The sequence below is a fragment of the Priestia sp. FSL P4-0332 genome (assembly GCF_038005845.1).
Taxonomy (GTDB): Bacteria; Bacillota; Bacilli; order Bacillales; family Bacillaceae_H; genus Priestia.
On sequence record NZ_JBBOUA010000001.1, the window covers coordinates 754,295 to 770,814 of the forward strand.

Genomic DNA, 16,520 nt, shown 5'->3' on the forward strand with positions numbered 1-16,520 from the left:
TTTCTTTTAGAGAAGTTTATGAAATAATAAAAACTGTATATTTTACGGTCTGAATCTATGTGTTGGAGGTTTTTATATGACAAAACAAAAGCTGGTATTAATCGGAAATGGAATGGCAGGAATGCGCTGTATTGAAGAAATTCTTATTCATTCTCCAGATTGTTTTGATATTACTGTTTTTGGAAGTGAGCCTCACGTTAACTATAATCGAATTTTATTATCAACCGTTTTACAAGGCAGTACAAAGCTTGAAGATATCAATATTCATTCTTTGGCATGGTATAAGGAAAATAATATCACTTTATTTAAAGGAGAAAGCGTTACGCACATAGACACCAAGAGAAAAATAATAACAACAGATAAAAACAGAGAGACGAGGTACGACAAGCTTATTATTGCTACTGGTTCGAGCCCGTATATGCTCCCCGTTAAAGGGTCTGACAAAGAAGGTGTCCTCGGTTTTCGTACCATCGAAGACTGTCAGGAAATGATTAAAATTTCTAAACAGTATAAAAAAGCAGCGGTTATTGGAGGGGGTCTGTTAGGGCTGGAAGCTGCTAGGGGACTATTGAATTTGGGAATGGATGTTCAAGTCATTCATCATTCGGGTTTCTTAATGGAGCGACAGTTAGACAGAGCAGCATCTGCTATGTTAAGAGAAGAATTAGAAAAGCAAGGCATGAGTTTTCTATTAAACAAACATACAGATGAGATTATAGGGGGAAATCGAGCAGAAGGCGTCCGATTTAACGATAGCAGCAAAATTGCAGCTGATTTAGTTGTAATGGCTACAGGAGTGAGGCCAAATGTTAATCTAGCTAAAAAAAGCGGAATAGAAACAAATAGAGCAATCATCGTAAACGATTATTTAGAAACGAGCATCCCGGATATCTATGCAGTAGGTGAATGCGCTGAACATCGAGGGATGACATACGGCCTTGTTGCTCCTCTTTACGAACAAGGAAAAGTCTTAGCGCGACACCTTTGCCAAATAAAAAACGATGGTTATCGCGGGTCCGTTCTTTCCACTCAATTAAAAATATCAGGAATAGACGTTTACTCAGTCGGAGAGTTCAAGGAAAATCAAGGTGCAAAAGCCATTACGATTTCGAATATGTTAGATGGTATATACAAAAAAGTCGTTTTTCGCGAAGGGAAAATAGTAGGAGCTGTTCTTTTTGGAGATACCAGTGAGGCTATAAAGCTATCACAAATGATTAATGAAAAAAAGGATTTGTCGCAAGCGGAAAAAGTACAATTATTTCCTTCTCAACATGGAAAAGAAAATGCAGTAACTTCTATGCCACTTACGGGTATCATATGCAACTGTAACGGTGTAACAAAGGGAGCCATTATTGAAGCAGTACAGAAAAATGATTTAACGACAGTAGATGAAATAAAAAATTGCACGAAAGCTTCTGGTTCATGTGGAGGATGCAAACCCCTTGTAACAGATCTTTTAACATATATTCAAAGCGATGAGTTTGATGAAATCATTGAACAAAAAACCTTTTGTACATGTACACATTTATCAGAAGATGAGCTGGTAAGAGAAATGCAGCAATATCAATTTGAGACGGTTCAGCAAGTAAGAGAAATATTAAAGTTTAAAGACATGAAAGGCTGTTCGTTATGTGAAGGCGGTCTTCATTACTATTTAGATATGATGAATCCTCATTATGAAAACAATCGACATTCTTTATTTACTACGGAGAATGAACAGGCCGTTTTGCTTCACGATGGGACTTATGCAGTGGTACCGCAAATTCACGGTGGTCTGACAAATGTACAGGAATTAAGGAACATAGCAAATGTAGCTGAAAGGTACAACATCTCTAACATTCGTTTAACAAGTGATCAGCGCATTCAACTTATTGGAGTGAAAAAAGAATATCTTCCGTTGATAAGTGAGGAAATAGATAGAGGACTTCAGCAGCTATATGAACGTACAGTTAAAAATGTATCTGTTTATATAGGAAAAGGAACGTGTATTTGTCAGTATGAACCTGCTCTTGCTTTATCAAATGAATTAGATAAACAGCTTGAATATGTAAAGACCCCATGTGATATCAAAATCAGTATTGCTTCGTGCTCTCACATTGCAGAGAATGTAACAACAAGTGATATAGGATTAAGAAGAATAGACAGAGGATGGGAAATATATGCCGGCGGAAGCAGCGCAGAAGCCAGAAGCGGGGAGCTGTTTTATGTGGCCGAAACAAACGAAGAAGCAGTAGAAATCAGCTGTTCTTTGATTCAATATTACCGTGAAACGGGGAACTATTTAGAAACTGTCGGGAGCTGGATCGAGCGAGTAGGAATTGTTCATATCAGAGAAGTTTTGTTTGAGGTAGACAATCGAGAGTATTTAATGAAGCGGCTCAGCTCAGAACGCTCTCGTGCAATCACATATTTATTATAGGAAAGAAGGGTGACCTACGATGACTGAGATGCTATTGAAATATTTTCGTGAGCAGCAAAAGCAAGTTGAAACCGAGCGTATCTATAATACTCAGTGTCCTTACTGCAGCATGCAGTGCAAAATGCAGTTAGTTGAACAAACACATGTAAAAAGGAAAACGTATAAAACAATTGGAACAGATAACCCTACCTCTCAAGGAAGGTTATGTATCAAAGGAATGAATGCGCATCAGCATCCTTTGCATAAAGATCGGATTCAATATCCTTTATTAAAAGTAAACGGAGAGTTTGTAAAGATTTCTTGGAAAGAAGCTCTTCACTATATTAAAGAAAACGTTACAGAGATTCAAGAGAAGAATGGAGCAGATGCGCTAGGTGTTTATGGAAGTGCCTCTATTACAAATGAAGAAGCTTATTTATTAGGGAAATTTGCTCGAGTTGCGTTAAAAACAAAGTATATTGATTACAATGGACGCTTATGTATGTCGGCTGCTGCTTCTGCTGCTAGTAAAACATTTGGCATGGACAGAGGATTTACGAATAGCTTGCAAGAGATTCCGTTTACTGAATGTATTATGTTAGCTGGAACAAATATTGCGGAATGTCAGCCAACGATTATGCCTTATTTTGAGAAAGCAAAAGAAAACGGAGCTTTTATTATTGCAATTGATCCAAGAGAAACAGCTACAACTAAAATAGCTGATTTACACTTGAAACTTAAGCCGGGGAGCGACGCGGCATTAGCCAATGGAATCTTGAAGGTCCTTATCGAAGAAAATTATCTAGATGAACGATTTCTACAAGAACGTGTCAATGGATTTGAAGAAGTAATTCAATATGTGGCGTCTCTGGAATTTAATATCATTGAAGAAATAACGGGAGTGCCACTTGAAGAGGTGTACCAAGCTGCCCGTATGTTTGGCCAAAGAAAAACGGGAATGATTTTTACTGCTAGAGGGGTAGAGCAGCAAACAGACGGAAGTGCTGCGGTGCAAAATTTTTTGAATATTCTACTTTCTGTCGGGAAAATTGGTAAACCTGGCTGCGGATATGGGGCCATTACTGGTCAAGGAAATGGGCAAGGAGCCCGAGAGCATGGTCAAAAAGCGGATCAGCTTCCAGGCTACCGTTCAATCGAAAACCACGAGCACCGGATGTATATAGCGGATGTGTGGAACATAGAGGAGAAAGATCTTCCTAGAAAAGGTGTTTCTGCATATGAGATGATTGAAAAAATTCATGATGGTGAAATTAAAGGGTTGTTTTTGATGTGTTCAAATCCAACAGTTTCAAATCCAAACGCTAATTTTGTTAAGAAGGCTTTTGAAAAGCTTGAATTTCTAGTAGTAGCAGATATGTTTGAATCAGAAACGGCAAAATTAGCAAACTTGATCTTACCAGCATCTTCCTACTTGGAAGATGAAGGAACCATGACAAATATAGAAGGAAGAGTTACATTACGCGAAGCTAGCTTTCCATGCCATGGCGAAATCAAACACGACTGGGAAATACTATGTGAAATTGCTAAAGTTTTAGGAAAAGAGGAACATTTTTCATTTGCATCAGCTGAAGAAATATTTAATGAACTGCGAATAGCAAGTAAAGGAGGGATCGCCGATTACTCCGGTATTACGTACGAACGATTACGAGAGGAAAAAGGAATTTTATGGCCATGCAGAAGCTTAACAGATAAAGGAACCGAGCGCCTGTTTGAGACGCGTTTTGCTCATAGTGATGGAAAAGCGATGATGGTCCCTGTCTCGAATCAAGCTATTGTTCCTAAAGCAAAAATAACCGAAAAATATCCTCTCTATTTAACAACGGGGAGAGTGATGTCGCACTATTTAACGGGTGTACAAACGCGAAAAAGTGCGTCTTTATCTGCTAGAAATTTCGAATCTTTTATGGAAATCCACCCTTCAACAGCGAAAAAATATGAAATTTCGAATCAAGAATTAGTACAAATTGAATCTTCATATGGAAGGATTGTGGTAAGAAGCAAATTTTCAGAGGGCATTCGGCCAGATACCGTATTTGTTCCTTTTCACTGGGCGGATTCTCAAAATGTTAATAACCTTGTCTCTGAGAAATTAGATCCTGCCTGTAAGATGCCAGGGTTTAAAGTAAGTGCTGTGAATATTAGCCCTTCTGTAAAAAGAAGCAGCTATTAAAAATGCTGATGCAAAAAGCCTCTTGAAAAAAGAGGCTTTTTACATGGAATCAGGCAAGGTGCTTTTGGTTAATACGTACATCTTGTTTTTTGAATCCAGAATAATTCAGTAAGAGACAGAATAGGGCAAAAAGCGCTAGTAAGGAAAAACCGACAACGTAATCTCCGCTTGTATCTTTTATAAAGCCTAGCACAATAGGGGGAAAGAAGCCGCCTACTCCTCCGAATGCGCCTACGATCCCGGTAACAGCTCCAATATTTCCTGTTGAAACAGATGGAACCATTTTAAAAACAGCTCCATTTCCGATACCAAGAGTAATGGCTGCAAGTAAACAACCTACGCTAAATAAGGAGAAGGCAGTGATGGTAAATGCAATAAATAACCCTATTAGTAGCATTCCGGTAAAGACGAAGGTGAGTACTTTTTTTGCTCCGAAGACATCCGATAAATAACCTCCAAGAGGTCGTACAAACGTTGCTAGTACGACAAATCCAGCTGTTTTTAGCCCACTGTCTACAGTTGAAGCATTAAATTGATCATGCAAAATGGTAGGGAGATAGATGCTGAACGTTACAAATCCACCAAATGTTAAAAAATAGAAAATGGATAAAAACCACGTTTCTTTAAATCTTAATACCGATAAAGATTCCTGCAGCGTTTTGGGGGAAGCAGCAGAAGGGTGGTCTGAAGTTCCTACCCATAATAAAAGAGCCATTAAGGCTACCGCAATTGCTAAACTCCAAAATACCCAAGGCAAGCCAAAAGAAGAAAAGATAAGTGGAATACTAAAGCTTGCTACCGCCGATCCTAAGTTGCCCATCCCGGCAATTCCTAAAATAAAACCTTGCTTTTGAGGTGAATACCATTTAGAGACATATGTAATGGAAATAGCAAATGTTGTTCCAGCCATGCCGATAAAAAATGCCCAAAAGAGCAGCATGGAATAAGAATGAGTAAAGCCTGCACAAATGGTAGGGAGTAAAAGAGCCAGCATAGTCAAAGAATAGACTTTTCTTCCCCCGAAGCGATCTGTTAAAATCCCCATCGGAATTCGCATGAGGGAACCTAATAAGACGGGAGTGGCAATTAAGATACTTTTTTCAGCATTGGTTAATGAATACATCACTTGAATATCTGCAGCGATAGGCGCGAAGACAGACCATACTGAAAAAGCAATAATCATAGATAAAGTCGAGATAAGAAGTACAGATAAGGGCCGTTTAGAAAACATTGCTTAAAAACCTCCTTTTTTATATGCAGCGTAAAGCTGTTGCAATATGGTAATTATGATACTACGCTTTCTTTCTTATGTATCATTCTGTGTTAGGTTTTCTTCCGTACTTTTGCTGAAGAACGGACGCAGATAAAAGTGGAGAGATAACTTAGACTTACACTCTATCTAAGTGCTGATGAAGAAACGGTTAAAAAGCTTTGAAAGAACAGTAAGTAGAAATATTGTCGAAAGAATGGAAGAAAAATTGAAATTAGAAGAGATTAATAGAGTAAGCATCTATAAATTTGTGCTATCGAATTATAGCGAAATAAAAAATAATTCATATTTTATATAGAACACAAATTTTTGAAATAGAAGGTGGAAAAAGTGACAGAAAAGCATCCTCTTTCAGGTTATAAAAAGGATGATAACGGAGTGCTCTGGATATGGAGTTACGTTGGACAGGCTAGAGTGACAATGGGGTATAAAGTAAAAAGCCTGCTTCACTATGAGCAATCTTCCTATCAACAAATCAGTATTGTGGATACAAAATGGTATGGGAAAATGTTGGTGCTAGATGGTACTCCACAAATTTCAACAGGAGAAGGGTTTATTTATAATGAAATGATTAGCCATGTGCCAATTATAACGCATTCAAATCCCAAAAAAGTTGCGATGATTGGCGGAGGAGACTGCGGTCCTGCACGGGAGGCCATGAAGTATGACGGAATTCAACAAATTGATGTAGTCGAAATCGATCCAAAAGTTACAGAAATCTGCCGCACATGGCTAACTCCGGCTTCTTGTTATGATGGTGAAACCAGGCTCAATATGATACATCGCGATGGAATAGATTGGATTCAAGAACACAAGGGAGTTTATGATGTTCTCATAATTGATCGGCCTGACCCTGTTGGACCGGGAAAAAAACTATTTCAACCTGATTTTTATCAATATGTCTACAACAGCCTTAAGGATGATGGCGTGGTTGTTTTTCAATCAGGATCTCCTTACTACAATACTTCTACATTACAAGGCACAATTAAAAATCTAAAGGAGCTATTTCCAATTGTCCGCACATATTTAGTGACTATACCTCTTTTCCCTTGCGGCATTTGGAGTTTTACGATTGCTTCTAAAAAAATGGATCCTCTTCAGGCCGATTTGACGAAGCTAGAGCATACAGATACTCAATATATTGATCCTGAAATTTTCCGTGCATCATTTGTTTTACCTAAATATATAAAAGAAATAGTAGACGGAAAAGATTCCTAAAAACTAAGTAGCGACGAATGTTTGTTGAAAGTCATCAATAATCTCGGAAAATATATTTGTTATAGTAGTTCTGTGTTTGCTGCGCAGGGTCCGGGATAATTCAATTTGAAATGTATTAAAATTATGACTGTAACCTAAATAGCCGCTGTTGTCGCCTTTTCTGTGAAAGGCAATTGATTCGTTTCCAACAAATTTATTATCAAATATTACATGGATTTTCGGGAACGAATCTTCAGATTTTTTAGTCAGCGCCTGTTGAAACCAATCTTTAACTTCCTTTGAGCAAGATTGTCCATATAAAGTCCCCACTTCAATTGCATAAGGTCCGTAATGTGTATCCTTCATTCCATGAAAAGATAAATGCAAATAGGGCGTTAGAAGGCGATTATTACTATCTGCTATTTTTAAATATTTAACAATTTCTTGGATTGTTCTTCTATATTCATGTATCCCCTCATGGTTTGTTTCATTTAGATTTCTATTTAAATCTGCTATGGTTCTGGAAACCGTACTAACGATTCCTGCACATCCTGTTTTCTTGACTAAATTTTCTACAACTTTATCCGTAAATAAATCAGCAGCAGGTGGTTCTGCATGAAGTGCATCCACATGACAGCTTATAAAACCAGTTCCTTTGTTGTATTTTAAGTAGTTTCCATGAATGAATTTTAATGTCATTGACTATTTCTCCTTTTATATCGTTTGAAATCTATCCTTTCTATAATAAATGCAGTAAAAATAAAATCGGTGAATTATTACACGTGTTAAATACATACATAAAAAGTTTTTAGAGATGGTGGAGATAAATAGATAAATGTACAGGATTATTTTGAATAGTTACATACTATATGAGTAGCTGATTATTGTTATAGGGCATTAAAGTAGCAAAATACGATAGAAAGTTCTAATTAGGAGGCTTTAAAATGGATCCAATGAGAGAAGAGTTAGGGATATTATCTGATAAAGAAATGACGTTGCAAACTCTTAATCTGAATAATATACCGTCTGTTGAATTAGTTGACCCCAAAACCTGTTCATATCCAGTGATAGGGAGGAAGTATGGGCACCATAGCGGAAGAGATATTGTTATCGTAAATACAAAGGATCAAGCAATATATGAAGGATATGACTATTTTACGAAAATATATGCAATAGACAAAGAATATTGTCTAGAAGTAGAAGGACTGAGCGTAAAAACAGTACAAGTAGTGACCAGTGAACATGTTGTATTTAATGAAATACCCATTCGAACGCAAGCCTTCGGCTGGAAATTAGAACAGGTAAACGGCATGGATGTACCGGAAATGCTGATGAACGTAGCCATTCGAGCGCTCTACGTAACGGGAGCTAAAAGCGGCTTTGTCAAAATGGGGGTATTAGAAAATGGAGAGTGTATCGTCACAGATATTAACTCATCAGAAAGTGAATGGATAGAAAATCCATTAAAGCCTAGCGTTCCTTTTAGCATGGGTGCTGACGTTGAGTTTATGTTAAGTTGTGATGGAGAGCTTCTACCAGCTTCTACTTTTTTTTCTGTTGAAGGTCCGGTAGGCTGTGATGAAAGACAAATAGAGCAAGATAGCGGTGAGTATGCATTAGTAGAAGTTAGGCCTGAAAAAGCAAATTCATCAACAGAACTATTTGAGAATATCCAAAAGTTAATAGAAAAAGCATCTGCACAGGTACCATATGAAAATATTCATTTTCGGGCAGGCAGCATGCCGTTTTCAGGGTATCAATGTGGAGGACATATTCATTTTGGTATTCCGCTTTCTTTATCCTTATTAAGAGCTCTTGACCACTACCTTGCTATTCCAGTAGCGCTGATAGAAGAATCTAAGACCGCTAAACTCAGACGGAAAACGAACCATGGAGGTCTTGGACGCTATCGTGAGAAACCGTATGGATTTGAGTATTTAACTTTAAGCTCTTGGATTATCGACCCTAGAATTACTCTCTCCACTTTAGCTCTTGCTCAGCTAGTTGCTACCCATCATCATGAATTAAAAAGCGAATTTTTATTTCATCCACTTACGCAGCGTGCCTACTATCAAGGGAATAAAATCTTTCTTAAACGAATGTGGAAAGATATCAAAGCAAATCTTATGAAAACATCCAGCTATCCACACTATCAAAATGAACTATCTTTTCTATTTGAAATGATAGAAAAAGAAATTCCTTGTGATGAATCAAATGATATTCGCAGGAATTGGAATGTGAAGATTTCTAAAGAAATCTATGACCGCGGACATATTATCCAAATCCCCAAAAAGCTCCGTTTAAAATACGGCCTCAAAGAGGGGCAGTCTACGATTGTTAGTGCAGGAAAGGCAATATCAACTGCAACTGTTCATTCTTATCCTTTTTCATTTCGCCATCCAAATATGGTTCAACTCTCTAAATCTCTCCGTGATAAACTATCTCTCCCGAAAGATTGGTGCCCCAAGCTATCAGCTTCAGAAGGCATCATAACTTTAGGTCCTATCATTGGCATTCTTGCTAACCGTCCTTTTGAAAGACAAACAACCTATTTCCATCATCTATGTCGCTTAGCAAATGAAAAGCGAATGCTTGTATATGTGTTTGAACCCGAAGATATTGATTGGGAGAAAAAATTGGTTAAAGGAACAACCATTAACGGTGAAGGGCTTTTTCCTTTTCCTGCTGTTATCTATGACCGTTATTTCATAGATAGTAGAAAAAATATTTTAATAGATGAAGTAAGGGCAAAACTTCAGGCGATTTATAAAATTCCTTTTGTTAATTCTTCAAATTTGTTTCAGCTCACGGGAGATAAGTGGGCAACATATGAACTTCTTATGAAAGAATATGAAGAATTTCTTCCAGAGTCACGTCTCGTACAAAAATCTGCTGACATTGCAGAAATGCTTGATAGCTACGGAGAAGTCTATTTAAAACCGCTTGGCGGGGCCTTAAGTAAAGGAGTCATGCGTATCGTTCGCCGACCAACAGGCATCTTTTGGTTTGATCTTAATAAAAAAGAGCTGCATCAATTCAGTAATATGGAAGAATTATTTACTTTGCTCTCTCCTTTGATGAAAAACAATCCTTATCTTGTTCAAGAAGGAATTCGCAGAAAACAGCATAAAGATAAAAATTTAGAAATACGGGTTTATATGCAAAAAAATGAAAAGCAAATTTGGCTTCGAACGGGTATGGTTGCGCGTCTCACCGGTGAAGATGTGCTAACGGAAGATTCTGAAACGAATATGCGCCTCAGTAAAATATTAAACAGTTTATATCCTGATCCAACAGACAGAAGGCTCATTATAAACCAATTAGCTAAAATATCTAAAAATATTGTTGCAACAGTAGAGGAGAAAGTGGGTCCTTTTGGGGAGCTGGCGGTAGATTTATGTATAGATCAGTACGGTTCCATAAAGTTACTTGAAATAAATGCAAAACCAGATAGTCTATTCTCACAAATTAGAGCCTACAAGCTGCGTACTTTGGCGGGGATTCGCCTGCTCAATTATGCGTCTTCACTGGCTGGCTACGAAGAAGAAAAGGAGGATTTAACATGAAGCACTTCACATTAAATGAAATCCTTAAACAAACGGGGGGAGACCTTTGTTATGGATCAGGAAATCCTGTTATTAAACATGCTATAAACTACGCTAAAAAGGATATAGAGGATCATACACTCATCTTTCATTTAGATAGAGAACCGATTAGAGGGAAGTATTGGAAAGGAAATCATTCAATTGTCGTTATAACAGATCACCCTGAGCTGTGCACGAACTTAGAGGGAAATATTATTCTTGTTAAAACAGCTCAATTAGAAGAGGCTTATTGGAAATTTATCGAATACTACCGAGGGCTTTTTGATCTTCCTGTTATTGGTGTTACAGGAACTTGTGGAAAAACGACCACGAAAGAGATGATCCGACAAATATTAATTGAAGATTATAAAGTGAAAGCTACGTGGATGAGTATGAATTCTATGTCTGTAAATCTACGTTATTTAACAGGTATTGATGATACGACAGAAGTAGCTGTTTTTGAAATGCCGGTCGCTTATCCGGGCTATTTAAAAGTTGCGTGTCGCTACTTTCAGCCACAAATACGAATTCTATTAAATATAGGCGTGCACCATCTCGCTGATTGTGAAACACCTGAAGAATATATGAAAGCAAAAGCCGAAATTGTAGAAGGCTTAGATCCAAATAGCGGCATTTTGATTTTAAACGCAGATGATGAAAATATTAAGAGAGTGCTTGATGTTAGTCATCTTCAAGGTGTTGTATATATAGGTAAAGGTGATGATTCCCAATTTCAAGCAAAAGATATTAAATATGCTAAGGGAGGAATGGCTTTCACTTTAAAGTACCAAAACAAAGAGTACGATGCCTTTATCCCTGGATATGGTGAACATAATGTGTATAATGCACTGGCAGCCATTGCTGCAGTATTTTATGTGGGCGTTGATATTTCCGTTGCCATACAAAGACTTAGCTTATTTGAACAAGTAGAAGAACATTTGGAATTTAAAAGAGGACTGAATGAATGTACGGTAATTAACGACACATGGAACTCTTCACCTTTATCGATGGCTACAGCTCTTGGAGTTCTTAGTGATATGTCAAAAGAGCAACAGTCTATCGCTTTATTAGGCTACATGCCTCAACTAGGAGAAGGACCATATGCAATTAAACAATATGAAGATATGGGAAAAAAAGCAGCGGAATCCAAAATTGACATTCTAGTTGTAGTAGGAGATGAAGCAAAAGCTATTGGAACAGGAGCTTTAAAATGTGGAATGGACCCTAATAAAGTCTATTTTTGCAAGACTGGTGATGAAGTATACAATGTGCTAGCTCCATATTTAAATGAAAATACAATAATTTTATTAAAAGTAACGCACCGTGTTATGACAAAACCTACTTTTAAAGAATTAAGAAATAAACTTATTCCAGACAACGAAGAGTAAAAGGAGGATAGACATGAAGAAGACTAAACAGCTAAGAGAGTTGATAGAAAGTAAACAGCTAGAGTTTATTATGGAGGCTCACAGTGCGCTATCTGCAAAGATTGTAGAAGAAGCAGGGTTCAAAGGGATATGGGCCAGCGGCCTGTCATTATCTGCAGCACTGGGTGTAAGAGATAATAACGAGGCTTCATGGACACAGGTGTTAGACATCTTAGAGTTTATGAGTGACGCAACGTCCGTTCCAATTCTTCTTGATGGTGATACAGGCTATGGGAACTTTAATAATGCAAGAAGATTAGTTAAGAAATTGGAGCAGCGAGACATTCCAGGCGTATGTATTGAAGATAAATTGTTTCCAAAAACAAACTCATTTATTAAAGGTGAAGCACAGCCGCTTGCAGATATTAATGAATTTTGCGGCAAAATTAAAGCAATGAAAGATAGCCAAAATGACGAAGATTTTGTAGTGGTATCGCGTGTAGAAGCTTTTATTGCAGGGTGGGGGCTGAAGGAAGCTTTAAAGCGTGCAGAAGCTTATCGCCAAGCAGGAACCGACGCCGTTTTGATTCATAGTAAAAGGTCAGATATGACAGAGATTGAAGCTTTTATGAAAGAGTGGGGAAACAGGCTTCCGGTTATTATTGTTCCAACCAAATATTATTCGGTTCCAACTGATAAATTTAGTGATTTAGGAATTAGCTTGAGCATTTGGGCCAACCATAACTTAAGATCTTCCATTACAGCTATGCAAAAAACGTCCGCTCAGATTTATTGCGATAAAAGTTTGATTAATGTAGAAAAAAATGTCTCTCCGCTTGAGGAAGTTTTCCGTCTTCAAAAAGCTGAAGAGCTCGATATGGCAGAGAAACTTTATTTAAGCTCTGCCAATCATAGCACGAACGCTATGATTCTGGTAAAAGAATCAGCAAATGAAGCTTTGATAACCGAGCAGATAAATCAGTTAAAAAAAGTCGGCGTGACAAATAGTATAAAAGCAGGTTCCAACAAAGATATGGAAGATAAGGCGTTTCCTAATAAAGGAGAATTATATCATCTCTATGCTGCAAGAGATAAGCTAGGAACGGCTACTTTAATAAGCGATAGTAACATCGTATATAAAACACATGTTTTTGAGGAGTTAATTCATGAAAGTGGCGATATCACTATCGTAGCAGGAGCTGATTATGAGTTAAAAGGGAATCAAACATCTTATGTAACTGCTAAACTTCCCTATTCCAAGCAGCTGTATTCTAAAACAGTAGACTTGATTCAAATGTCGTGCAATCCAAACTCTAACAACATTCATGGTGAATTCATTGGTCTTTGGAAAGTTTCTGGAAAAGGCACTGAGGTTGTAAAAAAAGCTTTGGAAGAACTGGCACAAAGAAAAGATTTTGCTCAGCTCACGTTTTCTGATTTCTTTAATTATATTAATCTAATTCACCCAGTTGCTGTTAAATATACGATGGGGTCATGGATAGATACCGAAACGTATACAAAGATTCAAAAAGATGGTGGGAAAAATGATTAGTACGTCCGTATTTGGAACTCAATTAAAAAAACTAGGTTTTCAATTTTATAGCGGGGTTCCTTGTTCCTATCTTAAACATCTTATTAACTACGCTATCAACGAATGTGAATATGTTGCAGCAGCAAACGAAGGAGAAGCGGTAGCGATTGCTGCTGGGGCATCAATTGCTGGCAACAAAGCGGTTGTTTTAATGCAGAACTCCGGATTAGCAAATGCTGTTTCCCCTTTAACCTCTCTTATTCATCCGTTTAAAATTCCTGTCCTTGGATTTGTCAGTTTTCGCGGAGAACCTGGATGTCCAGATGAACCACAGCATGAATTAATGGGAGAAATTACTCCTGCCCTACTAAATACGATGAAAATAAAATGGGAATATTTATCTTTTGATTTTGCGGAAGTTAAAAAACAATTACAGCGGGCTAATCAAGCTGTTGAAAATAATGAAAGCTACTTCTTTATTGTAAAAAAAGGAACGTTTGAGCCAGTTAAGCTTTTAGAAAAATCAATAAAAAACGTTACTCCTAAAATGAAAAGTGAACAGATAACAACCGACGAGTTACCTTCAAGGTATGAGGCATTACAAGTAGTTAATTCATTAAAAGACAACGATACTATTCAATTGGCCGCTACAGGAAAAACAGGAAGAGAGCTTTACGAAATAGAAGACGCAAGAAATAATTTTTATATGGTTGGATCTATGGGGTGCGTTAGTTCCATTGGTTTAGGCTTAGCTTTGAGCAGAAATGAAAAGAACATCATTACAATTGATGGAGACGGAGCGTTGCTTATGCGCATGGGAAATCTAGCAACCAACGGATACTACTGTCCAGCAAATTTATTACACATTCTTTTAGACAATCAAACCCATGACTCTACAGGGGGACAACATACGGTCTCTCATAACATTAATTTTGTAGATATTGCTTCTTCCTGTGGGTATCAAAATTCCATTCATGTTCATAACTTATATGAGTTAGAGACGTATATCAAACAGTGGAAAAGTGATAAAAAATTAACGTTTTTATATCTTAAAATAGCGAAAGGATCTAAAAAGAACCTGGGGCGTCCTGAAATGAAGCCTTATGAAGTCAGAGAAAGACTGCAGGTGTTTTTAGATGATTAAAACAGCTGTTATTCTAGCTGCAGGGATGGGGAGCAGGATTCGTAAAAGAGCTGGAAACCGCCCTAAAGGTTTTTTGATGATTGATGAAAAATCGATTATTGAACATTCCATTTCCAAGTTAATAGAAGCAGGAGTCAAGACGATTTTTATTGGAACAGGTTATATGAAAGAAGAATATGAAAAGCTAATGGTTAGATATCCTCAAATAAAATGTGTTTATAATTCTAGATACGAAACAACGGGAAGTCTGTTTACGCTGTATCAATTTAAAAATTATATTAAAGAAGATTTTTTACTATTGGAATCGGATGTAATTTATGAAAAGAATGCGTTGGAAACATTAGTAAATCATTCGAGATCAGATGTCATACTAGCGAGTAAATTGAACGGTGCTGGCGATGAAGTTTATATTGAAGCTGATGAAGATAATAACCTTAAGAATATGTCAAAACAAAAAGAAGAGTTGAATAGTATCTATGCAGAACTAGTTGGTTTAACCAAACTCTCTTATGCTACATTTCAGAGACTTTGTGATGAAGCAAATACGCTGTTTCAGTTTAATCAAACGATCGATTATGAATATGGCCTCGTTAAAATTTCCGAAAAAGCAAATGTGTATGTTCATAAACTGGATAATTTGGCATGGTGTGAAGTGGATGATGAAGATCACTGGGCAAGAGCAACTACTATTGTTTATCCGATTATTAAAGCTCGAGAAGGTATTCCACATACAGTTAAAAGAAATATACTCCTAAACCCCGGACCGGCAACTACAACAGATACCGTCAAATATGCTCAAATAGTGGAGGACATTTGCCCGAGAGAAAAACAATTTGGAGAGACAATGGAATTTATCTCTGCTGAACTAACAAAATTTGTTGGGAATCCAGAGAAGTATACTACGGTATTATTCGGCGGATCTGGAACGGCGGCAGTGGAATCGATTTTAAGTTCAGTAATTGATAACGGTACGGTTGTTATTATCAATAATGGTCCATACGGTGAAAGAATGTGTAAAATCGCTGAAATTTATGGACTGAATTATTTAGAATATAAAAGCTCCGCCCAGCAGGCTATTGATATGAACGACTTAAAAATTTTTATAAAAAAGATTTCAACGAACGTTTCCTATCTGGCGCTTGTTCACTGTGAAACTTCCACGGGGCTTCTTAATGATATTGAACAAATTGGGGAATTTTGTGCAGTGAAAAATATCGAAATGATTGTGGATGCAATGAGTTCGTATGCAGCTGTTCCAATTGACATGCAAAAAATGAATATAAGCTATCTGGCCGCAAGTGCAAATAAGAACCTTCAAGGAATGGCAGGCGTGTCGTTTGTTATAGCAAATAAAGACCGGTTAGAAAAAACGGAGCAAATAAAGCCTCGTAACCTTTATCTTCATTTATATGATCAGTATCGATATTTCCAAATGAATAAACAAATGCGTTTTACTCCTCCTGTTCAGACTATGTACGCCTTAAAGCAGGCAATTATAGAAACTCAGTGGGAAGGAATTGAGAAACGATATGAACGCTACTCAAAATCATGGACTACTTTAACGGATGGAATTACTCGGCTTGGGTTAACCTATTTGGTTCCTGAAACACATCATTCTAAAATTATTACCTCTATCATCGAGCCTTCCAATAGAAAGTATAATTTTGATATTATGCATGATTTTTTTTATAAACAAGGATTCACCATTTATCCTGGTAAAATTGATAAATTAGAAACGTTTCGAATAGCAAATATTGGTGATATCACATATAGAGATATAGAAAGATTTCTTCACCTTCTTGAACAATATCTTAAAGCTTTAAAAGGAGAGTGAG

10 protein-coding genes are annotated in these 16,520 nt (G+C 37.1%); 8 read left to right on the top strand and 2 right to left on the bottom strand.

Annotated features, from left to right (window positions below; all coding sequences use genetic code 11):
- Positions 1-76: 76 nt before the first annotated feature.
- Together nirB and nasC are read left to right on the top strand one after the other, a co-directional pair.
- The gene (nirB, locus tag MKY06_RS03995; RefSeq protein WP_218812817.1) at positions 77-2,422 is read left to right on the top strand and encodes a nitrite reductase large subunit NirB; all 2,346 of its coding nucleotides are present in this window, start codon (positions 77-79) and stop codon (positions 2,420-2,422) included.
- 19 nt (positions 2,423-2,441) lie between these two features.
- Positions 2,442-4,592 carry an assimilatory nitrate reductase catalytic subunit NasC gene (gene nasC / locus MKY06_RS04000; protein WP_098287295.1) on the top strand — a complete coding sequence of 717 codons (2,151 nt, stop codon included), beginning with the start codon at positions 2,442-2,444 and terminating at the stop codon, positions 4,590-4,592.
- 49 nt (positions 4,593-4,641) lie between these two features.
- Here the strand turns inward: nasC and MKY06_RS04005 are convergent, their stop codons facing one another.
- Positions 4,642-5,823: an MFS transporter gene (locus tag MKY06_RS04005; protein ID WP_098278240.1), complete on the bottom strand. Its 1,182-nt coding sequence runs from the start codon at positions 5,821-5,823 to the stop codon at positions 4,642-4,644.
- 369 nt (positions 5,824-6,192) lie between these two features.
- Between MKY06_RS04005 and speE the strand changes: the two genes are divergently transcribed.
- Positions 6,193-7,080, top strand: coding sequence for a polyamine aminopropyltransferase (speE, locus tag MKY06_RS04010; protein ID WP_029324801.1), 888 nt, complete (start codon positions 6,193-6,195; stop codon positions 7,078-7,080).
- 3 nt (positions 7,081-7,083) lie between these two features.
- On the opposite strand, the gene MKY06_RS04015 is transcribed toward speE, so the two are convergent.
- Positions 7,084-7,758, bottom strand: a complete 675-nt coding sequence (locus tag MKY06_RS04015; RefSeq protein WP_013055489.1) for a hypothetical protein — start codon at positions 7,756-7,758, stop codon at positions 7,084-7,086.
- 245 nt (positions 7,759-8,003) lie between these two features.
- On the opposite strand from MKY06_RS04015, the gene MKY06_RS04020 reads away from it, so the two are divergent.
- The 5 genes from MKY06_RS04020 to MKY06_RS04040 are packed head-to-tail and all read left to right on the top strand — an operon-like array spanning position 8,004 to position 16,519.
- Entirely contained in the window at positions 8,004-10,625 is a 2,622-nt protein-coding gene (locus MKY06_RS04020) for a putative amidoligase domain-containing protein (RefSeq protein ID WP_013055490.1), read from the top strand.
- A complete protein-coding gene (locus MKY06_RS04025; protein ID WP_098278241.1) occupies positions 10,622-12,031 on the top strand; it encodes a Mur ligase family protein in 1,410 nt (469 codons plus the stop codon). The genes MKY06_RS04020 and MKY06_RS04025 overlap by 4 nt, the downstream gene beginning before the upstream one ends.
- A gap of 13 nt (positions 12,032-12,044) precedes the next feature.
- Entirely contained in the window at positions 12,045-13,562 is a 1,518-nt protein-coding gene (gene aepX, locus MKY06_RS04030; RefSeq protein WP_078081477.1) for a phosphoenolpyruvate mutase, read from the top strand.
- The gene (aepY, locus tag MKY06_RS04035) at positions 13,555-14,685 is read left to right on the top strand and encodes a phosphonopyruvate decarboxylase (protein WP_013055493.1); all 1,131 of its coding nucleotides are present in this window, start codon (positions 13,555-13,557) and stop codon (positions 14,683-14,685) included. Before aepX ends, aepY begins: the two co-directional genes overlap by 8 nt.
- The gene (locus MKY06_RS04040) at positions 14,678-16,519 is read left to right on the top strand and encodes a 2-aminoethylphosphonate aminotransferase (RefSeq protein WP_013055494.1); all 1,842 of its coding nucleotides are present in this window, start codon (positions 14,678-14,680) and stop codon (positions 16,517-16,519) included. Before aepY ends, MKY06_RS04040 begins: the two co-directional genes overlap by 8 nt.
- Position 16,520: the final 1 nt, after the last annotated feature.